This window comes from Paracoccus pacificus, from assembly GCF_042680785.1.
GTDB classification, from domain to species: domain Bacteria; phylum Pseudomonadota; class Alphaproteobacteria; order Rhodobacterales; family Rhodobacteraceae; genus Paracoccus; species Paracoccus pacificus.
This window is the reverse complement of the sequence record NZ_JBHUEN010000043.1, coordinates 318,128-339,016: the sequence shown is the minus strand read 5'-3', so window position 1 is coordinate 339,016 and position 20,889 is coordinate 318,128. Positions and strand designations below refer to the sequence as shown.

18 protein-coding genes are annotated in these 20,889 nt (G+C 66.8%); 1 reads left to right on the top strand and 17 read right to left on the bottom strand.

The genetic code is table 11. The features are described 5' to 3' along the window. Positions 1-27: 27 nt before the first annotated feature. From ACFSCT_RS14115 to ACFSCT_RS14080, 8 genes are all read right to left on the bottom strand, one after another. A complete protein-coding gene (locus tag ACFSCT_RS14115; protein WP_379143746.1) occupies positions 28-816 on the bottom strand; it encodes an HAD family hydrolase in 789 nt (262 codons plus the stop codon). After that, on the bottom strand, positions 816-1,940 hold the full coding sequence (locus ACFSCT_RS14110) for an aminotransferase class V-fold PLP-dependent enzyme (RefSeq protein ID WP_379143744.1): 1,125 nt from the start codon (positions 1,938-1,940) through the stop codon (positions 816-818). The genes ACFSCT_RS14115 and ACFSCT_RS14110 overlap by 1 nt, the downstream gene beginning before the upstream one ends. Then, positions 1,937-2,713, bottom strand: a complete 777-nt coding sequence (locus tag ACFSCT_RS14105; RefSeq protein WP_379143742.1) for an ABC transporter ATP-binding protein — start codon at positions 2,711-2,713, stop codon at positions 1,937-1,939. Before ACFSCT_RS14105 ends, ACFSCT_RS14110 begins: the two co-directional genes overlap by 4 nt. Beyond that, a complete protein-coding gene (locus ACFSCT_RS14100; protein ID WP_379143740.1) occupies positions 2,710-3,507 on the bottom strand; it encodes an ATP-binding cassette domain-containing protein in 798 nt (265 codons plus the stop codon). Before ACFSCT_RS14100 ends, ACFSCT_RS14105 begins: the two co-directional genes overlap by 4 nt. Then, positions 3,504-4,352, bottom strand: a complete 849-nt coding sequence (locus tag ACFSCT_RS14095; RefSeq protein WP_379143739.1) for an ABC transporter permease — start codon at positions 4,350-4,352, stop codon at positions 3,504-3,506. Before ACFSCT_RS14095 ends, ACFSCT_RS14100 begins: the two co-directional genes overlap by 4 nt. Beyond that, a complete protein-coding gene (locus ACFSCT_RS14090; RefSeq protein WP_379143738.1) occupies positions 4,315-5,331 on the bottom strand; it encodes an ABC transporter permease in 1,017 nt (338 codons plus the stop codon). The genes ACFSCT_RS14095 and ACFSCT_RS14090 overlap by 38 nt, the downstream gene beginning before the upstream one ends. Beyond that, the gene (locus ACFSCT_RS14085) at positions 5,328-6,923 is read right to left on the bottom strand and encodes an ABC transporter substrate-binding protein (protein ID WP_379143736.1); all 1,596 of its coding nucleotides are present in this window, start codon (positions 6,921-6,923) and stop codon (positions 5,328-5,330) included. Before ACFSCT_RS14085 ends, ACFSCT_RS14090 begins: the two co-directional genes overlap by 4 nt. A gap of 534 nt (positions 6,924-7,457) precedes the next feature. Beyond that, positions 7,458-7,706 carry a DUF2312 domain-containing protein gene (locus ACFSCT_RS14080; protein WP_379143735.1) on the bottom strand — a complete coding sequence of 83 codons (249 nt, stop codon included), beginning with the start codon at positions 7,704-7,706 and terminating at the stop codon, positions 7,458-7,460. Between the two features lie 248 nt (positions 7,707-7,954). Here ACFSCT_RS14080 and ACFSCT_RS14075 point away from each other — a divergent pair, with 248 nt between their 5' ends. Further along, a complete protein-coding gene (locus ACFSCT_RS14075; RefSeq protein WP_379143733.1) occupies positions 7,955-8,179 on the top strand; it encodes a hypothetical protein in 225 nt (74 codons plus the stop codon). On the opposite strand, the gene hflX is transcribed toward ACFSCT_RS14075, so the two are convergent. The 9 genes from hflX to dusB all read right to left on the bottom strand — a co-directional run bounded on the left by hflX (position 8,169) and on the right by dusB (position 20,666). After that, positions 8,169-9,539, bottom strand: a complete 1,371-nt coding sequence (gene hflX / locus ACFSCT_RS14070; protein WP_379144390.1) for a GTPase HflX — start codon at positions 9,537-9,539, stop codon at positions 8,169-8,171. The genes ACFSCT_RS14075 and hflX overlap by 11 nt on opposite strands. Before the next feature lie 38 nt (positions 9,540-9,577). After that, entirely contained in the window at positions 9,578-9,817 is a 240-nt protein-coding gene (gene hfq, locus ACFSCT_RS14065) for an RNA chaperone Hfq (protein ID WP_379143731.1), read from the bottom strand. Positions 9,818-10,086: 269 nt separating this feature from the next. Further along, a complete protein-coding gene (locus ACFSCT_RS14060) occupies positions 10,087-11,724 on the bottom strand; it encodes a potassium transporter TrkG (protein WP_379143730.1) in 1,638 nt (545 codons plus the stop codon). A gap of 18 nt (positions 11,725-11,742) precedes the next feature. Further along, on the bottom strand, positions 11,743-13,119 hold the full coding sequence (gene trkA, locus ACFSCT_RS14055) for a Trk system potassium transporter TrkA (protein WP_379143728.1): 1,377 nt from the start codon (positions 13,117-13,119) through the stop codon (positions 11,743-11,745). A gap of 31 nt (positions 13,120-13,150) precedes the next feature. After that, a complete protein-coding gene (ntrX, locus tag ACFSCT_RS14050) occupies positions 13,151-14,542 on the bottom strand; it encodes a nitrogen assimilation response regulator NtrX (RefSeq protein ID WP_379143726.1) in 1,392 nt (463 codons plus the stop codon). Next, positions 14,539-16,806, bottom strand: coding sequence for a sensor histidine kinase NtrY-like (locus ACFSCT_RS14045; RefSeq protein ID WP_379144389.1), 2,268 nt, complete (start codon positions 16,804-16,806; stop codon positions 14,539-14,541). The genes ntrX and ACFSCT_RS14045 overlap by 4 nt, the downstream gene beginning before the upstream one ends. A 142-nt stretch (positions 16,807-16,948) precedes the next feature. After that, positions 16,949-18,487 carry a response regulator gene (locus ACFSCT_RS14040; protein ID WP_379143724.1) on the bottom strand — a complete coding sequence of 513 codons (1,539 nt, stop codon included), beginning with the start codon at positions 18,485-18,487 and terminating at the stop codon, positions 16,949-16,951. After that, entirely contained in the window at positions 18,487-19,623 is a 1,137-nt protein-coding gene (locus ACFSCT_RS14035) for a two-component system sensor histidine kinase NtrB (RefSeq protein WP_379143722.1), read from the bottom strand. The genes ACFSCT_RS14040 and ACFSCT_RS14035 overlap by 1 nt, the downstream gene beginning before the upstream one ends. Then, positions 19,620-20,666, bottom strand: a complete 1,047-nt coding sequence (gene dusB, locus ACFSCT_RS14030) for a tRNA dihydrouridine synthase DusB (RefSeq protein WP_379143721.1) — start codon at positions 20,664-20,666, stop codon at positions 19,620-19,622. The genes ACFSCT_RS14035 and dusB overlap by 4 nt, the downstream gene beginning before the upstream one ends. Positions 20,667-20,889 lie beyond the last annotated feature (223 nt).

Sequence of the window (20,889 nt, the reverse complement as noted above, 5' to 3'; positions counted from 1 at the left end):
CGCCCGAATCCCCAAAGCGCGCCCGCCTTACGCCGCCCGTTCCACCAAAGGCAGCAGCGCCCCCAGCCGTGAGATCCGGGCCGAGGCGGCGGGTGGTGTGGGCAGGCGCGCATCCTCGCAATAATAGATCCCGGTCAGGCCCAGCCGCGCCGGGGCCTCGACATCCCATGTCGGGTCGTCACCGATCATCCACGCCAATGCGGGCACCGTGTCCAACGCCCGCAGGATGGCGCGATAGGCGCGGGGATCGGGTTTGCCGAAGCCTGCCTCTTCCTCGATGCGGATGGCCTGAAAATGCCGCGCCAGATCGAAGCGCGCGATCTTGCCGCGCTGCCGGGGACCCGAGCCGTTGGTCAGCAGTCCCAGACGGATATCCATGCCCCGCAACGCATCCAGCACCGGCAGCGTATCGGGTTTCAGGGTGATGGTATCCTCAAGATAGGTCTCGAACCGGTCGGCGATGCGGTCGGCATCGACACCGTGCAGCGGCTCGGTCCCCTCGGGCCGGGCCAGATTCAGCCGGTGAAAGGCCGAACGCACCACGCGCCGCCGGGTCCGGTCGCCCTCCAGCCGCCACAGCTTGCGGCCTTCGTCCTGCGACAGAAAGTCAAGCACCCGGTCCAGCACTTCGGCCGTGACCCAGCGACGATCGTGGACACCCAGCGCATCGGAGTGCTCGCTGATAATCGCGAACCACGTCTTTTCGGGCGTGCGATAGGCGGTCAGCAGCGTGTCGTCCAAATCAAAGACAATCGCCTGCGGCCGGCGCAGAACGGGCGATGCGGGCATTGCCGGCGGGTATACGGCTGGCGGCATCAGGCGGATCTGTCCGCGTTTGCGGCACGCTCGGCCGCGACCAGCGCCGCCCCGACATCGGCCCGGTATCCGGCCGCCGCCAGCGCCCGCCCCAGCACGGCCAGATCGCCCAGCACCACCGGCAGGCTGGCCCGGGCCCCGGTATGGTTCAGCCGGATCAGCCCCTCGCCGCCCGGACCCACGCCCGCCGACAGCGCATGGCCCGGCGCCGCGGCGGCCAGAACCTGCGCGGCGGTCAATCCGTCCGGCAGCGCCGCCGCCGTCACCAGATTGGACGCCTGATCCGGGGCCACCCACGCGCGGCCGGTCAAAGCCCGGGCGCCGGCCCGCGCGGCGGTGGCGGCATGGTGGTGACGGTCCTGCAGGGCCGCGATCCCCTCGGCCTTGACGCGCCGAAGGGTCTGCGCGAGCGCATGAAACTCCAGCGCCGAAGGGGTGCCGGGCAGCATGCCGCGCCCGGTTTTCAGCCACTGATCGCGCTGATCGGCCAGTGACAGGATCGAGGGCGCTTCGCCCGCCGGGGCGACCCGCCCCCACGCCCGGTCCGAAATCGACAGCGCCGATACCCCGGCCTGTCCCCCCAGCGATTTTTGCGGGCCGATCACCGCCACATCGACGCCCAGATCATCGACCGCGAGCGCATGGCCGCCGACGGATGCGACCGCATCCACGACCAGCAGCGCACCATGCGCCCGGACCAGCGCGGCGATTTCCGGCAGCGGATTCAGGATCCCATAGGCGCTTTCGGCATGAACGACCGCGACCAGATCGAACCGGCCACCGGACAGCGCCTGTTCAACCTCGGCCGCGGTGACCGGCTGACCCGGCAAAGCCGCCATCAGGTCGACCACCTCGGCCCCGGCGCGCCGTAGCCAGCCGCCGAACCAGCGGCCGTAAAGCGAGGTGACGATGTTCAGCGCCCGGATACCGGGGCGCCCCGGCGACTGGGTCGGCGATTGGGCCAGCGACTGGGCCACGGCCTCCAGCGCCACCACGGCCTCGGCCTGTATCAACAGCACATCGTTGCGGGTGCCAAGGATGTCCGCGAGGTCATCGGCCAAGGCCGCATAGCCTGCGGCGGGAAACGGCGGCGCGTCGGACAGCGGATACCAATCGGCGTTCATGCGGGGGCTCCTTCCGGGTGCAGATGCGGCACGGCCGCAATCAGGCGGCGCAACAGCGTGGTTTTCGGATCGGCGAGCAGGGCATCGGTGGCGCCTTCTTCGACGATCCGGCCCGCGTCCATGACCGCAATCCGGTGCGACACCGCCCGGACCACGGCCAGATCGTGGCCGACGAACAGATAGGCCAGACCCAGCTCGCGTTGCAACCGCACCAGCAGTTGCAATATCCGCCCGCGAACCGATGCATCCAGCGCCGAGGTCGCCTCGTCCAGCACGATCAGCCGGGGGTTCGTGGCGATGGCGCGGGCGATCGCCACCCGCTGGCGCTGGCCGCCCGACAAGGCGGCGACCGGGCGCGGCGCCAGATCGGCGGGAAGCTCGACCTGTGCCAGAAGTGCGGCGATCCGGGCGGGTCGGTCGCCCCGGTCGCCCTGATGATGCAGGCGCAACGCCTCGGTCAGCGCGCCCCCGACGGTGGCGCGGGGATGAAAGGCGGCGGCGGGGTCCTGAAACACCATCTGCATCGCCCCCCGCGCCCGCCGCAGCGCGCCGCCCCGCAGGGCAAGCCAGTCATGCCCGTCAAAGCGGATGGTGCCCGCGTCCGCCGGGGTCAGCCGGGTGATCACCCGCGCGAGCGTCGATTTCCCGCATCCCGATGGCCCGATCAACCCCAGCGTCTCGCCCGCCCCGATGCTCAGCGACACCGCGTCCAGCGCCTTGCGGCTGGCGCCCGGATAGGTCTTGTCGATGCCCTCGGCCAGTAACAGTGTCATGCCGATACGGCCTCGGGTGCGGGGCCGACCAGCCGGGGACCGTTCAGATCCATATGGGCGGCCAGCAATTGGCGGGTATAGGCTTCGGTCGGCGCGTCGATGACCTGCCGCGCCGCGCCCGCTTCGACCAGATGCGCGTCACGCATCACCGCGATGCGGTCGGCCAGACCACCGGCCAGCGCGATATCATGGGTGATGAACAACAGCGTCATGCCGCGCGTCTCGGACAGTTCGCGCAGCAAGGCGGTGATCTCGGCCTGCACAAGCATGTCCAGCGCCGAGGTGGCCTCGTCCGCGATCAGCAGCTTCGGGTCGGCGGCGATGGCAAGCGCAATCGCGATGCGCTGCCGCTGACCGCCGGAAAACTGATGCGGATAGGCCGCCAGCGCAGCCGCCGGATCGGGCAGCCGCACCTGCGTCAGCAATGCCTGTGCCCGATCGCGGGCCGCGGCCCGATCAAGCGGCAGATGCGCGCGCAGGGTCTCGACCAACTGCGCGCCGATCGACAGAAGCGGGTCCAGACTGCCGCCCGGATCCTGAAACACATAGCCGATGTCGCGGCCAAGCCGCGGCGTGTCGCCGGCCCAGTGCAGACCGCCGCGCAGCCGAGTTCGCGGCGGCAACAGCCCGGCGATGGCGCGGGCCAGCGTCGACTTGCCGGAACCGGATTCGCCGATCAGCGCCAGCCTTTCGCCCTGCCGCAGATCAAGGCTGACGCCCGCGACGGCGGGCCGCTCCGTGCCGGGCCAGATCACCGACAGGTCACGGATCGTCAGAAGCGGGGCGCCGGTCATGCCTGTCTCCGCCCGGTCAGGGTATCGGTCAGCGCCTCGCCGAACAGATAGGTCGAGACCACCGTCAGCACCAGCGCGATACCGGGGATGATCGACAGCCATGCGGCCGAGCGCAACTGGTTGCGCCCCTCGGCGATCATGCCGCCCCATGTCACCACGTTCGGATCGCCCAGACCCAGAAAGGACAGCGCCGATTCGGTCAGCACCGCGCCCGCAACGATGACCGCCGTAAGCGTCAGGACCGGTGGCAGGGCCAGCGGCATGATCTGGCGAAAGGCGATCTCGGCCGGATGCATGCCAAGGACGCGGGCGGCGGCGACGAATTCGGTCTCGCGCAGCGACAGGACCCGGGCGCGGGCCAGCCGCGCGGGGCCGGTCCACGCCCCGAGCGCGATGGCAAGGATCACGACCCCCAGCGACGGCCCACTGACCGAGACGAAGGCCAGCGCCAGCAGAAAGCCGGGGACGATCTGAAACGCATCGACGACCCGCATCAGCGCCTCATCGGCAAAACCGCCGGCGAAACCTGCGGCCGTGCCGACGACCATGCCGACACCGATCGCGACCAGCGCCGCCGCCAGACCCACCGTGACCGAGGTGCGCGCGCCATGGATCAGCCCGGCCAGCAGATCACGGCCCAGCCGGTCGGTGCCCAGCGGATGCGCCGCATCGGTCAGGGGCGGGATCAGCGGACGGCCGGCGATCGCCAATGGATCGCCGGGCGCCAGAACCGGCGCCAACACCGCGATCAGGATCAGCAACATGAGGATCGCGCCGCCGATCAGCGCCTCGGGGCGTCGCATCAGATCACGCAGCACGGCGGCCCCCGCCTTCCGGCCTGCCATCCGCATTGCTGCCGATGCGCGGGTCGATCAGCCCATAGGCAAGATCAACGAGCAGATTGGCCAGAATGACCATCAGCGCCGAGACCAGTATGACCCCCATCAGAAGCGGCGCATCCCGGACCGCCACGGCCTCTTGCGCCAGCCGTCCAAAGCCCGGAATGGCAAAGACGCTTTCGATCACCACCGAACCGCCCAGCATCGACGCCGCCTGCAACCCCAGCATGGTGATCAGCGGCAAAAGCGCGTTCCGCGCCGCATGGTTCAGCGTGATCCGCCAGCCGGACAGACCCCGCGCGCGGGCGGCAAGGGTGTAATCCTGGCCCCATGCCTCGACCATGCCGCTGCGCATGATGCGCAGGAACAGGGCCAGATAGATCACCCCAAGCGCGGTGACCGGCAGCACCAGATGCCATGCGATATCCGCCGCCCGCGCAAGCCCGGTCTTGCCCGAGGCGACGGTCTCGATCCCCGACACCGGAAACCAGCGCAGTTGCACCGCGAAAGCGACCGACAGGACCAGCCCCAACCAGAAGCTGGGCACCGAGTAAAGCAGCAGCGATCCCCCCGACAAAAGCCGGTCGCTGGCCGAACCGGGACGCCTGCCGGCGACGATCCCAAGGGCCGAGCCCAGAACGAACGACATGGCGGTGGCGCTGCCCATCAGCCAAAGCGTGTTCGGCAGCCGCTCGGCGATCACATCGGCGATCGGACGGTTAAGCGCGATGGACTGGCCAAGATTGCCCTGGGCCAACTGACCCAAGGTGAACATCAGCCGCCCGAAGGTCGATCCGTCCAGCCCGTATTGCTCGCGCAGCCGGGCGGCCAGCTCGGCATCGCCGCCGCCCATCGCGGCAAGATAGGCGTCGACCGCATCGCCGCCGGCGCTGTTCAGCAGCAGAAATACCCCGATGACGACGATCAGCAGCACCGGAATGCTGATGATCAGCCGTCGCAGGATAAGCCGGAGAAGACGGTTCATCCCGAGATGCCAAGATCCGCCCAGTTCGACACCGCCCAACGCGGGTTGTTCGCGACATTGGTCAGCCGGTCGGACACGACCGAGGTGAATGACCAGTCCGCCACGTTGATCAGTGGCAGATCGGCGGTCACAAGCTGCTGGAACTTCTTGTAAAGCTCGATCCGCCTGGCGGAGTCCAGCGTCACCAGCGCCTCATCGACCAAAGCGTCGATCTCGGCATTCGCATAGCCACCCTGGTTCGAGAACGGCACCCCGTCCGGCGTGCCCGAGCGGACCAGAATCGTGGTCGAGATCGCCGGATCGGACCGGAACACGGTCGGCGCAACCGCCAGATCAAAGGCGTGGTCGGTATAAACCGCCTTCTGATGCCCGGCGCTGTCATTCGAGACGATGTTCGCCTCGATGCCGACCGCGGCAAGCGCCTGCCGCAGATAATCGCCGAACTGCTTGGTTTCGTTGAAATAAGGCGCGGGCAGCAGCCGCAGGGCAAACCGCTTGCCATCGGCGCCGGCGGGATAGCCGGCCTCGTCCAGAAGCGTCTTGGCCTTCTCGACGTCGAAATCGTAAACCGTGACATCGGGGGTGTAGAAGGTCGGATCGTTCGCCGGCACCGGCCCCGTCGCCTCGGCGGCATAGCCGAGGAAAATCGTGTCGAGCACGAATTTCTTGTCGATGGCATGGGCGATGGCCTGCCGGACCTTCAGGTTCTTAAGCTGCTCGGTCCGGTGGTTGATCTCGACGATCAGTTGATAGGTCAGCGCCTCATAGCCCTTGGTCACCACCTTCAGCCCCGGCACCTTGCCGATGCGGTCAAGATCGACCAGCGGCACGGCCGAAAACGCGGCAAGCTGAATCTCATCGGCCTCAAGCGAGCTTGCGGCGGCGGCGCGGTCGGACAGGACGCGATAGACAAGTTCGTCCACCGTGGGCAGACCGGCCTGCCAATAGGACGGGTTTTTCTTCAGCAGGTAATATTCGCCCGGACGATATTCGCCCCAGATATAGGGACCGGTGCCGATCAGCGCGTTGTTGGCCCGGTTTTCGGCAATATCGCCGGTCTCATAGACATGTTTCGGCAGGACCGAGGACACGACCGGCAGGGCCAGCGCGATCAGTTGCAAGGGTGTCGGCTTCGAGAACCGAAACACCGCCGTCAGATCATCCGGCGTATCGACCGCGTCGAGGTTCGCAAACAGGTTGCGCCCGATGTTTTGCAGCGGTTTCCAGACCTGCATGGCGGAAAACGCCACATCGGCCGCGGTGAACGGCGTCCCGTCGTGCCATTTCACCCCCTCGCGCAGCTTGAAGGTGATCGACAAACCGTCCTCGGATCCCTCCCACGAGGTCGCAAGCAGCGGTTTCAGGCCACCGGTGTCATAAGAGGCCTCGGCCAGCGGCTCGATGATCTTCGATGAGATGAAGAACACGCCATTCGATGCGACGATGGCCGGGTTAAGCTGACGCGGCTCGCTGTCGTTGGCGACGGTGATGCGGCCGCCCTCGGCGGCAAGGGCGAAACCCGGCAGCGCCGTCGCGGCGGCAAGGGCGGCGGTTCCGCGCAGAACGGCGCGGCGGGAAATCTGAAAGGTCATGGCGATGGACACCTTGATGTACCGGGCCTGCATTGGCCCCGGCGAAAGGTTTGCATCACCGCAGGCGGGATACAAGACGGGCGCCCCTCGCACCACGCAAACAGGACGGCTTTCCCGGGTAACGCCGGCAACGCGGGGGAAATTGTTCGCGGACCGCGGGCGATCGGCCGCGGATGTTCATTCAAAGCCCTTCAGCAGCGCGCAATCGTCCGGTCCAGAGCCGCGGATCGTGGGGGTTTAAGGCAGGTTTCGGCGGGTTTTGCCGCGTGGGGCAACGGGAGGCCACAGAATTCGTCACGTGATGACCGCTGCGCGGGTCGGGCATGGAGGCGATGATGCCTGCCCGACGCAGGCCGTCCCGTCGGCTGCGCTGTCGGCTGTGCCGTCGGCAGGACAAGGCGCCTCGCGGTCGGAATGCCCCACGCCATGGGCCGCGCCGGGCCGACGCAATCGGCCAGCGCCCGGATCACCGCCGCCGGCCCGGTCGTCCCGTAGGCACCTGTCCCCGCAGGGCGGGACACGCCCGCAGCCCGGTCAGATCATGCCAAGCGCCTGCTTGTAGATATCAAGGATCGCCTCTTGCTCGGCCACTTCGTCCTTGTCCTTCTTGCGAAGGCTGACGATGGCGCGCAGCGCCTTCTGGTCATACCCGCGCGCCTTGCTTTCGGCATAGACCTCGCGAATCTGTTCGGCGATGTCCTTTTTCTCCTGCTCCAGACGCTCAATCTGCTCGACGAACTGGCGAAGTTCGTCCGCGGTCACGCTATAGGCATCGCTCGGCATCTGTTATCTGCTCCTGCTGTTCTGGAATCTTCGTCGCTTGCTGCCTTGTCTCAATCGACAGGCAAACAGTCAAGGGCATGGCGAATTTGCAAAATATTGATATTTATAAATAATCCAACAAGACGCCGGGATTTGGCAGCATCGTGGCCCGCCGCCCCATGGACGGCCCGCGGGTCAACAGCAGCCGCCCGGGCTTGCGGGTGTCGGCGATGACCGTTAGGGGCAGGCCGGATGATCGGGGTAAGGCGATGATTTTCGAGATTTTGATCTGGAGCGGCGCGGCGATCAGCATCGCTGGGCTGGCGGCCATTCTATGGTGCATCCTGACGGTGGTCCGGCTAAAGCGCGCCGGCATCGGGGATGCCGAAATGCGGCAGCGCATGAAAACCGTGGTGGTCGTCAACATGGCCGCGCTGGCGCTGTCGGTGTCGGGGCTTATTCTGGTCGTGCTGGCGGTGGTGTTCAGGCCGTAGGGTCGTCTTCACCGGGCAGCGGCGGCAGTCCCGCATCGGGAAAACGGTTCCGGAACGCGCCGCGCTGCCGGTCGGTCCACAGCAGGTGCAGCCGGTGACCCGCGTCGGTTTCCGCTTCGCGCTCGACCACGCCGGCGTCGAACAGCCAGGCGCGTTCGCGACCCTGCGCGAAACCCAGATCCAGCGTAAAGGCGCGGCGCGGTTCGTCCAGCACCTCGGCCAGCCGCTGGTCGATGGCGCGGATCAGGTTATCCATCCCCTCGCCGGTCAGCGCGCTGACGGAAACCACATCGGGCCGGCGGGCGTCGGTCGCGATCAGGGCGGCGCGAATGTCGGGGCGCAGGGCGTCGATCTTGTTCCAGACCTCGATCAGGGCCACATCCTCGGCTACGCCAAGCCCGTCGAGGATCTCGCCGACATCCGACGCCTGTTCCTCGGTCTCGGGGTGGCTGATGTCGCGAACGTGCAGGATCAGATCCGCCTCCAGCACTTCCTCGAGCGTGGCGCGGAAGGCGGCGACTAGTTCATGCGGCAGGTCCGAGATGAAACCGACCGTATCGGACAGGATGATCCGGCGCCCCGAGCCGCCGCCATCGGCCGAAGGCAGGCTGATCGCCCGCATCGTCGGATCAAGGGTGGCGAACAGCATGTCCTTGGCCAGCACATCGGCGCCGGTCATGCGGTTGAACAGCGTCGACTTTCCGGCGTTGGTATAGCCGACCAGCGCAACGATGGGATAAGGCACCTTGGCGCGGGCGGCGCGGTGCAGGGTGCGGGTCTTTACCACCCGCTCAAGCTGCCGGCGCAACCGGGTCATCTGCTCGTCGATGGCGCGGCGGTCGGCCTCGATCTGGGTCTCGCCGGGACCGCCGACGAAGCCAAGGCCGCCCCGCTGCCGTTCAAGGTGGGTCCAGGCCCGGACCAGCCGCGTGCGCTGATAGGACAGCGCGGCGAGTTCGACCTGCAACACGCCTTCGCGGGTGCGGGCGCGGTCGGCGAAAATTTCAAGGATCAGGCCGGTGCGGTCCAGAAGTTTGACGTTCCACGCCTTTTCAAGATTGCGCTGCTGAACCGGGGACACCGGCCCGTCCACAAGCACAAGCTTGGCTTCGGTTTCCTTCAGCCGCGCGGAAAGTTCGTCCAGCTTGCCGGTGCCGAACAGATGGCCGGGGTTCGGGGTGCGCAGACGCACGACCTCGGCCCCGACAACCTCGATCGCCGGCAGGGCATGGGCCAGCGCCACGGCCTCTTCCAGCGCATGTTCGGGCGACCGGCGGGTCCGGCTGTTGCCCAGATCGGGATGGATGACATAGGCGCGGGTCGGTTTTTCCCGCGTATCATGCGTGCCGCTGTCGGGGATGGCGCGGTCCGGGTTTGCGCGATCGGACTCGGCGTCGCTCACCCCTGCTCGTCGCCTTCGTAAAGCGTGATCGGCTGGCCCGGCATGATGGTCGAGATCGCATGCTTATAGACAAGCTGGGACTGGCCATCCCGGCGCAGCAGGACGCAGAAATTGTCAAACCAGGTAATCACGCCCTGAAGCTTGACCCCGTTGATCAGGAATATCGTCACAGGAACCTTGACCTTGCGGACGTGGTTCAGGAACGAATCCTGCAGATTCTGCTTGTCGCCGGCCATCCGGTTGCACCCTTTTCATTTTTCTTATGGCATCTGGCTGACACTTAGAATGCGCCCGTTGACCATGCAAGCGCAGCAAGAAAAATGGGCATTTATGATGCAAAAGCGTTGCGCCGCTGCAATGCGCCCCGCGCGCATGCCTGCCAAACCGCCCTTTTTCTGATAATGATGACCGTGAAAGCGGCAGTTTCCCGAAAGGCGATTTATCGTATTTCCCCGATTTATCGCATTACGCCGAATCGGTTCCGGGCGTGGAAGCGGCAAATAGCCTATCGCCGCCAGAAATCGGGATTGAACAGAACCAGGATGGCCAAAAGCTCCAGCCGCCCGACGACCATGGCGACCGCAAGCACTCCCTTGGTCAACATCGACAACCCGGCCCAGCCGGCCCATGGCGCGCCGGCGACGCCGGCCGAACCCTCGAATGTCGGGATCAGCGGGATCGTCCCGGCCAGCGGCCCGGTATTGGTCAGCGCCGACACCGACAAGATGGTGGCGGTTTCGATGTTCAGCCGCGAGATCGAGACCAGCACCACCACCGCCGCGATCGAAATGGCGAAAACCATGAAGAAGATGAAGGACAGATAGGCACCTTCGCGCCGCAAGCGCCGCTCGATCCGGCCACCGCCCATCACGGCCGTCGGGTGGATGATGCGCACCATCTCGCGCTCGCCATGGCGGGCAAGGGAATAGACGCGCAGCAATTTGACGCCGCCGGCGGTGGTGGCGACCCCGCCCCCCATCAGCGCCAACCCGGCAAGGATCAGCCCGGGCGAGGACAGGCCCGACCACAGCCGCGCATCCTCCCACGCGACCGAGTTCCAGCCGGTCGTGGTCAGATAGGACAGCGCGTTGAACATGCCGCCCCAGACCGCGCGGATGAATTGTTGCACCCACGCGAAAAAGCCGATGGCGACGGTGCTTGGGCCCTGGGGGTCGGCGGTGTCGATCAGGTCGGTGAAGTGGCGCAGCGCCAGAACCGCCGTCACCAGCAGCACCAGAAACGCCGCCATGCGCAGTTCGGGGTCGCGCAGCAGCCTGTCCGAGGTTCGCAGCTCGTTCCCGCCGGGCCAGAACCGGCGCGTCAGGGCAAGGCACAGGAACAGAAACACCACCACCTCGCCCGGCGTCCCCGCGCTGCGGCCGACGGCGCCGTTCAACGGCGATATGCCCGAGGTGGATATCGTCCCCAACGCCCGGCAAAAGGCCACCAGCGACGGATCGCCCAGCATCAGCAAAAGCACCCACAGCAACATGGTGAAGCCGATGTAATAGGGCATGATCGCGCCCGCATGCCGCAGGGCGCGCTGCGCCGGATCGGACATCCGGGCGATATGGTCGGCGCGGCTCGCCAGCTTGCGCCAGCCCGAACCGCCGTCGGGCTTGGGCAGGTGATCGCGGTATTCCTGCCGTTCGTCCGGGGCGGCGGTCAGTTCGAACCCGCCGACCCGCCACGGCGCCATGATGGCGATGGCCGCGACAAGGATGAAGAAACCGCCCATCCAGCCGACCAGCGCGCGCCAGACATGCAGGCTGGGCGGCAGCAGTTCCGCGTCGAACAAGGTGGCGCCGGTGGTGGTCAGGGACGAGACCATCTCCCACCAGCTGTTATACAGCCCGGTATCGGGGACGGATTCGGAAAACGGCACCGCCAGCACCAAAGGCAATATGGTGAAGGTGCCCATCAGCGTGACCAGCGCGCCGCGCGCGCGCCCCGCGACCGGGTTCGCCCCCGTTGCCAGCGCCAGTATCGCGGCAAGGATCAGGGTCAGCAGACCGGAATAGAAAAAGTTCCGCGCCACGGCGTGGTCGCGGATCACCAGCGCATGCATCGCCGGCACCATCATCGCGATACCGCCGACGCCGGTCAGCAGGATCAGGATCGGTACCCGGCGCAGTTTCTCCATCCCGCCTACCGTCCGCGCCTAGAAAAAGTCGATGGCGACCTGCAACAGGCGCTCGACCTGCTGCACGTCGCGGGCAAGCGCGAATATGGCCACCACATCGCCTTCCTCGATCCGCAGATCGGGCAGCGGCTTCATCAGCTTGTCGCCCTTCAGCACCCCGCCAAGCAAGGCACCGCTGGGGAAACCGGCGTCCCGCACCAGCTTGCCCGCGATGGGCGATGTGGACAGAACCTGCGCCTCGATCATCTCGGCCTCGGCATCGCCGATGGAATAGACATCGGTCACCCGGCCATGGCGAATATGACGCAGGATCGAGGAAACGGTCGAGGCGCGCGGGTTGATATGGGCGTCGATGTCCAGATCATCCAGCAGCGGCACCAGTGTCGGGTCGTTGATCAGCGCAATGGTCAGCTTGGCGCCCGCGGCCTTGGCCCGCACCGCCGCCAGAATGTTGACCCGGTCATCTTCGGTCAGGGTCAGCACCGCGTCGGCATGCGGCACGCCGGCCTCGGCCTGTATCTCGATCGACATGCCGTCACCGTGCAGGACGATCGTCCGGTCCAGATCATCCGCCACCTTCTCGGCGCGCGACCGGTTGCGCTCGATCAGCTTGGTGCGGACCCGCCCGGGCCGGTTCTCCAGCGCCTGCGCCACGCCCAGCCCGACATTGCCGCCGCCGATGATGACCACGTTCTCCAACCGGACGGCGGGCTTGCCGAAGATCTCAAGGGTCCGGTGCACATCCTCGCTGTTGGTGAAGATATAGATGTGATCGCCCGCGAAAAGCTGGTCGCGGGGTTCGGGCGCGAACAGCTTGCCGCCGCGCCGCACCCCGACCACGACCGCGCGAAGCGAGGGAAACAGTTCCGACAATTGCCGCAGCGGCGTGTTCAGCGCCGGGCAATCGTCGGACAGGCTGATGCCCAGCAATTGCGCCCGCCCGCCCATGAACCCCTCGGCATCAAAGGTCGACGGCGCGTCCAGACGCTGAAGCGCGGCCAGCGCAACCTCTCGTTCGGGCGAGATCACCACGTCGATGGGCAGATGCGCCGTGCGGTACACATCCGAATAAAGCGCCTCAAGATAAGAAGGGGAACGCAGGCGCGCGATCTTGCGCGGCACGCCGAACAGCGAATAGGCCATCTGACAGGTGACCATGTTCACCTCGTCGGAATGGGTCGCGGCAATCAGCAATTCGCAGTCCTGCGCCCCGGCCCGGTCCAGCACATCGGGATGGCTGGCAAACCCCGCCACCCCCTGCACGTCCAGCCCGTCGGTGATGCGCCGGATCAATTCGTCATCGGTGTCGATCACGGTGACGTCGTTGCGCTCACCCGAAAGCTGGCGGGCGATCTGCCAGCCCACCTGACCCGCGCCGCAGATGATGATCTTCATGTCACCGGCCCCGGATACCGCGAAACGCCGGTCATTTCCCCATGACCTCGTCATCAATGCGGACACCGCCGACGACGCCGAGCGACTTGAGCTTGCGGTGCAGCGCGCTGCGCTCCATCCCGACGAACTGCGCCGTACGGCTGATATTGCCGCCAAAGCGGTTGATCTGGGTCAGAAGATATTCGCGCTCGAACAGCTCGCGCGCCTCGCGCAGCGCCAGCCCGGTGATCTTCGGCCCAAGGGTCAGGGCCTCGCTGCCGGCCGAGGCCGCGCCCTGCGGTTCCAGCTCGGACGGCTGCACCGGACCGGCGTTCTCGGCCAGAATCAGCACCCGCTCGATCACGTTGCGCAACTGGCGGATGTTGCCGGGCCAGACCATGGCTTGCAGCGCGGCCATGGTTTCCTCGGGCAATTCGCGCGGGACCAGACCCTGATTGGCCTGAAAATATTCAACGAAATGCAAGGCCAGCGCCGGGATGTCGTCCCGCCGTTCGGCCAGCGTCGGCACCGCGATCGGGACCACGTTCAGGCGATCGAACAATTCCTGCCGGAAACGCCCGGCCGCTATTTCGGACTCGAGATCACGGTTGGTCGAGGATATCACCCGCAGGTCCACCCGCACCTTGTCCGAACCGCCCGAGCGGGTGAACTGCTGTTCGGTCAGAACCCGCAGGATCTTGGGCTGGGTGCCCAAGGGCATGTCGGCGACCTCGTCGAAATAGATCACCCCGTCATTGGCCTGTTCCAGCAGCCCGGGTTCGACCCCCCGGTCGGCGGATTCGCGGCCGAACAGGACCTCTTCCATCCGTTCGGGTTCGATCGTCGCGCAGGCCACGATCACGAAGGCCTCCTTGGCGCGGGGGGATTGCGCGTGGATGTAGCGCGCCGCAAGCTCCTTGCCCGAGCCCGGCTCCCCGGTCAGCATGACCCGCCCGTTCGAGCGGGCGACCTTGTCCAGTTGATCCCGCAGCCGCTTGAACGCAGGCGAGTTGCCCAGCATATCGGCAGCGACCGGGTCGCGCCGCTTGAGGTTCAGGTTCTCGCGCCGCAGCCGGCTGGTTTCCATCGCCCGGGTGATGACCACCATGAGCTGGTCGATGTTGAACGGCTTTTCGATGAAGTCATAGGCGCCCTGCTTGATCGCCGCGACCGCGATCTCGATGTTGCCATGCCCCGAGATGATCACCACCGGCACGTCGGGGTTGTTGCGCTTGACCTGCTTCAGGATGTCGATCCCGTCCATCCGGCTGTCCTTGAGCCAGATGTCAAGGATCAGCAGCGCCGGCGGATCGCTGTTCAGCTGGTTCATCGCCTCGTCCGAGCTTCCGGCCAGCCGGGTCGCGAAGCCCTCGTCCTTCAGGATGTCCGAGATAAGCTCGCGGATATCCTTTTCGTCGTCGACAATCAGGATGTCATTGGTCACTTGTCTGCCCCTTCTGTTCTTGCATCCGCTGCCGGGTGGTTACGTGCCCGCGCCGCGTGATGTGTCTGTGTTCCTGCGATCGGCAGGCGGATTTCGGCCATCGCCCCGCGATGACCGGGCGCATCCGTCAGGTAAAGACGGCCGCCATGTTCTTCGATGATCTTCTTGACGATCGGCAGCCCCAGCCCGGTGCCGCCGGTTTTCATGGTCACGTAAGGGTCGAACAGCCGCGAGCGGTCCGGCGGCAGTCCATTTCCGTTGTCGATGATGGCGATTTCGACGGCTTCCGGTGTCGCCGTCATTGTCACGTCGACTTCGGGAACCCAGTCTTTGGTGTCGCCCGCTTTTCGTCTTTCTTCGATCGCCTCGCCGGCGTTCTTCAGCAAATTGGTCAAGGCCTGTCCGATCATGGTCGCGTCGCAATCAACGACGACCGGGTGATCCGGGATCCGTGCGACCAGTTCCGCCCCGTGCAGCGCGTCCTGCTGAATCAGAACCGAGTCGCGCAGAAGCTTCGCCACGTCGACCGGCTTCCGGTCGGGTTCCGGCATCCGCGCAAACCTAGAAAACTCATCAATTATCCTGCGCAAGTCATTGGTCTGTCTTATGATTACGTCGGTATACTGCTCCAGCGCCGGGGCGTCGTTACCGGCCAGAGGCATGAACTTGCGCTTCAGCCGCTCGGCCGAAAGCTGAATCGGCGTCAGCGGGTTCTTGATCTCATGGGCGACACGTCGGGCCACGTCACCCCAGGCCGCCATGCGCTGCGCGCCGACCAGATCGGTGATGTCGTCCAGCGCCACCACATAGCCTTCCAGCGCGCGGTCGGTGCCGCGCCGGATCGCCATCCGCACCAGCAGATTCTCCATCCGCCCGTCGCGGACCAGACGGACCTCGTCCTGCACGAACTCGGCCACGCCCGAGGTCAGCCGATCGAACAGATCGGCGAATTCCGGCACCGCCTCGACCAGCGGCTTGTCGTGGTCCTTCTTGGCATCGAGCCCCAGCAAAAGCGTGGCCGACCGGTTCAGGAAATCGATCTCGCCGGCCGCATCCAGCCCGATGACCCCCGAGGTGACCGAGGTCAGCACGGAATCGAACAGCCGGCGCTGATCTTCGGACTGGCGATGACTGACCAGAAGCTCCTCGCGCTGCGCCTTCAACTGCCGGGTCATGCGGTTGAACGACTGGCCAAGGGTCTGGATCTCGTCGCCGGTGTCGGGCTCGGGGATCTGCAGGTCCAGATTGCCCTCGCCGACCGCGACCGAGGCCGCCGCGATCCGTCCGATCGGCCGCGACAGCCGCTCGGCGAACCACAGCCCCAGCCAGACCGCCGCCGCAACCAGCAACAGCGCAAAGCCAAGATAGACCAGCGAGAATTCCAGCAGCACCCGGCCGCGCGTCGCCTCCAGCTCGTTATACAGACCCACGGTCGCACGGGTGTCGTCCAGCAGCCCCAGAAGGCTGCCGTCCACATCGCGGGTGACGTAGAGATAGCGGTCGCGCAGCGGTTGAAGCCAGACCAGCGCGCGAAATTCGTTGTTGCTCCAATCCTCGATCAGGACGACGCCGTCCTCGCGCGATTTCTTCAGGTCCTCGGGCGCGGGCTTTTCATACCAGAACAGATAGCTGCGTTCGCCCCGCGCGCGGATCGTGCCGCTGCCGTCGATGACATAGGCCTCGCGCAGGCCGCGCTGAATGGCCGCCTGCCCCTGCGTCAGCAACTGGCGCATCTCGCCATCGTCCAGAAACGGCTGTGCCTGCCCGGCGCGGTCCAGATACTGGGCCAGCGCCTCGGCGTCCTGGGTAAGGTCGCGCCGGTGTTCGTTCTGATAGGCCTCGGCCGCGGCAAGCGAGGTGCCGACCACCTGCCGCACCCGGTCCGAGAACCAGCCCTCAAGCCCGATATTCAGCGTAAGCCCGGCGAAAAGCGCGACCAGAACGGCCGGGACCAGTGCGACCAGCCCGAACACCCCGGTCAGCCGCAGGTGCAGGCGCGAACCGGCGGCGCTGCGCCGCCGCGCCGCGATCATCGCCACCAGCCGCTGGATGACGAGTGCCGAGAGCAGCAGGAAATAAACCAGGTCCAGCATCAGGACCAGACGCAGCCAGTTGTTGCCGTCGACCGCCGCCATCGGGCCAAGCACGACGAACGAGGCCAGCGCCAGCAACGGGCCAAGCACGACAAGACCAAGCGTCGCCGCCGTCTGCCAGCGCCGCTGACGGCGCAAACGCGCCAGCCGCTCGGGCCAGCGGTCCAGCATATGGTCCCAACGCAAACCCGAGACCTTGTTCATCGCGGCAACCTGCCCGCCATCATACTCGCCTCTCATCGCCCTTGTTGAGCCGGGCAATTCGGCGCGCTGTTGCCATCTCGCGACAGCAACCACAACACCTGTGGCGGTTTTACATCAGTTTGCGGCGGCGTGTCACCTCAATATTCAGATCGGTCAGCTTCTTGCGCAGCGTATTGCGATTGATCCCAAGCATATCGGCGCAACGAAGCTGATTACCGCCGGTCGCGTCCATCGCGATCTGCAACAGCGGCCGTTCGACCTCGCGCAGGATACGGTCGTAAAGACCGGGCGGCGGCAGAGAATCCCCGTGCAGGTCGAAATAACGCCGCAGATGCGCCTCGACCGATTGCGACAGGCGCCCGGTGCCGGGATCGGTGGCCTGCGCACGCTCGGGGGTGCGCGCGGCCGGCTGCCCCGCCGCCATGGGCCGGGTGCCGCCGGTCGCCATGATCCCGGCGTCGATACGGCCAGCGTTGAAATGCGCCGGATGGTCGGTTTCAAGCGCCTCGCGCACTTCGGCGGCCGAGATTTCATCTTCGGCGGCGGTCAGCGTCAGGCGCCGCAGCAGATTTTCCAGCTCGCGCACGTTGCCGGGGAACGGATGGGCGCGGATCAGCGCCATCGCCTCGTCTGACAGCGTGCGCCCCGGCAGGCCCTGCGCCGCCACCCGCGCCAGCAGATGACGCGCAAGCGCGGGGATGTCGTCGACACGCTGGCGCAGCGGCGGCACGGTAATGGTCACCCCCGCCAGCCGATAATACAGATCCGCCCTGAGCCGCCCCGCCGCGACCTCGGCCTGCGGATCGGGACCGAGGGTCGAGATAAGACGCGGCGCCTGCGCGCGGTCGGGGCCGTTCTCCCACGCCTCGATGGACCCGATCAGCCGGGCTTGCGTGCCTGCGTCGAAACCGGCGGGGTTCTCGATCAGGACCGTGCCGCCGCGCGCCTTGTCGATCATCCGGGACAGCGTTTCCGATGCGGCATCGGCGGCGGTCAGGATGACAAGCGCGGCACCGCGACGATCCGACAGGTCATGGAACGAGCGCGCCACGGTGGTCGAACCGACACCGGCCTCGCCAAGAATCAATACCGGCAGATCCGCGTTCAGGACCCGCGCGACCATCCGGAACAGCGCCTGCATCGCGGGCGCATGCCCGATCAGCGGCAATGCCGGGTCGGCGCCAAGGGGGGCGCCCGCCTCAGCCGGCACGCCGGCTGCCGCCGTGACCGGCGATGGCGCGGCGGCCTGTCCCGCGCGGTCGGGCGTGCGGTCCGACAGGCGGGCGCGGCGCGACAGGGCCTGACCGGCCTTGCCCATCAGATCGGGCAGATCGAACGGTTTCGGCAGGTATTCGAAGGCATCGGCCTCGGCCGCGCGGATCGCGGTCACGATGGTGTTTTGGGCCGAGATCACGATCACCGGCAGATCGGGCCGCGCCTTTCGGATCGCCGGGATCATGTCGATGCCATTGCCATCGGGCATCATCACGTCGGTCACCACCAGATCGCCGCGCCCTTCCTCGACCCAGCGCTGAAGCTGGGCAAGACTGCCGGTCGCATGCACGCGGCAGCCGGCGCGGGTCAGCGCCTGGGTCAGGACGGTGCGGATGGTGCGGTCGTCATCGGCGACCAATACGGTGCCATCCATCAGGTTTCTCCTTCGGCCTTCGGCAGGGAAATGCGGAAAACGGTGCGGCCGGGGCGGCTTTCGACCCCGATAAAGCCGCGATGATCGGTCACGATCTTGGAAACCAATGCCAGCCCAAGGCCGGTGCCGTTCTCGCGACCGGAAACGAACGGATCGAATATCTGCTCGGCAATGCCCTCGGGGATGCCGGGGCCGTCATCCTCGACCTCGACCTGCAACGGCAGGGCGCGGCCCGCCGGCTCGGCTTCGGTCGGCGCAAGGCGCAACGTGCCGTCATAGAAGGTGCGGATCCGGATCGTTCCATCCTGATGGCCGGCGCGCTCCATCGCCTCGGCGGCGTTCTTCAGCAGGTTCAGGAACACCTGCACCAGCTTGTCGGCATCGGCCATCGCGGCGGGAAGCGAGGGGTCGTAATCGGTGACCAGCCTGACCCCTCGGGCAAATCCCACCCCGGCCGATCGGCGCGCCCGGTCCAGAACGTTATGCAGGTTCACCGGCGCCAGCACCGGGGCCGAGGTGTCGCCGAAACGCTCGACCTCTTCCAGCAGCGCGACGATCCGGCGCGACTCGGCCACGATCAGTTCGGCCAGATCCTGCTCATCCGGCGGCAGCGACATGGCCAGAAGCTGGGCGGCGCCGCGAATGCCCGCCAACGGGTTCTTGATCTCATGCGCCAGCATCTCGGCCATGCCGATGGCGCTGCGCGCCGCAGTTCGGGCGGCCAGTCCCCGGCCCAGCCGATCCGCGGTGTCGGTGGGCGAGATGATCATCATCACCCCGCCCGCCGGATCTTCGACCGGGCCAAGGTAAATCGTGGCCAGCCGCGTGTGGTGCCCACCGCTGCGGTCGCCGATGTCAAAACGCACGGCGGGCTGCGACAGCGCGTCATGACCGCCCGCGACCTTGGCGATCATCGGCCCCAGCGGCGGGCTGATCCGCACCCGCGCGGCGATCGGCTCGGCCTCGAGGAACTGGCCAAGCGAGGAACGGCTGGACATGTTCAAAAACGGCTCGGCCGCGTCATTCATGGCCGCGATCCGGCCGCGCGCGTCAAGGATGATGGCCGCCAGCGGCAATGCCATCCAGCCCGGACCGGGCTGGGCTGGACGAAAATCCCGCGCGACCGCCCAGCTCATGCCAGAACCGGATCAGCCGGAACCGGATCGGCCGGGACCACCTCGCCCCCGGCAAAGACGTGGCGGATCGCGGTCATGGCCTCGGCCGGCGAGGCCGCGCGCATCAGAACCGCGCGGCTATCGCCCAGACCGGCGCGCTCGGCGTACCAGCCCAGATGCTTGCGCGCGGTCCGCAGGCCCAGTTCCGCGCCATAAAAGGACAGAATGTCGTCGTAATGCGCGCCGACCAGATCGACCAGCCGATCGCCCGAGGGGATTTGCGGCGCGGGACTGCCGTAAAGCTGATGCATGATGGCGGCCACCGCCCAGGGCGCGCCCTGCGCGCCGCGCCCGACCATCACCGCCCGCGCGCCGGAACGCGCCAGCGCCTGCCGGGCTGAGGCGGCATCGACCACGTCGCCGTTCGCGACCAGGGGCGGCGGCTGATCCAGATCGGCAAGGGCATCGGCGACGGGCCGGATCGCCGACCAATCCGCCTGACCGGTATAGAATTGCGCGCGGGTCCGGCCATGCACGGTCACCATCCGCACGCCCGCCCCCGCCGCGCGCCGGGCGAGTTCCGGCGCGTTCAGACAATCGCCGTCCCAGCCAAGCCGCATCTTCAGCGTGACCGGCACCGTGACCGCGCCGATCACCGCCTCGATCAGCCCCAGGGCGTGATCCAGATCGCGCATCAGCGCGGCGCCGGACATGCCGCCGGTGACCTTCTTGGCCGGGCAGCCCATGTTGATGTCGATGATCCGCGCGCCCATGTTCTCGACGATGCGGGCGGTTTCTGCCATCGGCCCGGCCTCACGCCCGGCGATCTGGACGGACACCGGCACCCCGCCCTCGGTCAGCGCCTTGGCGCGCACCGCCGCGCGGGTCGAGGGGCGCGGCGTCACCATCTCGGTCGAGGCAACCATCTCGCTGACCACCAGCCCGGCGCCAAACCTTGATACCGCGCGGCGAAACGGCAGATCCGTGATCCCGGCCATGGGGGCAAGGAATACGGGTGGCCCCAGCGTTTCGGGCCCAAGGCGGATGGGGTCGGCGGGTGTCATGGGTCGTCCTTTAACCGCCACGCCGGGGCCGGCAAGCCGACCTGCCGGTCGCCGCCGCCGCCGTTCATGGCCGCGCTTGAAGATGCCTAAAAACAGGGCATATTGCACAATGAACAGGCAATGGCGAGTCCCGGCCGCACCGATTGCGCCGGCCCGGCGCCGAGCCGCCGGAAACGACCCGCAAAGCGTCGCGGCTTGCAGAGCAGAAGCGCGGCGCTAATGT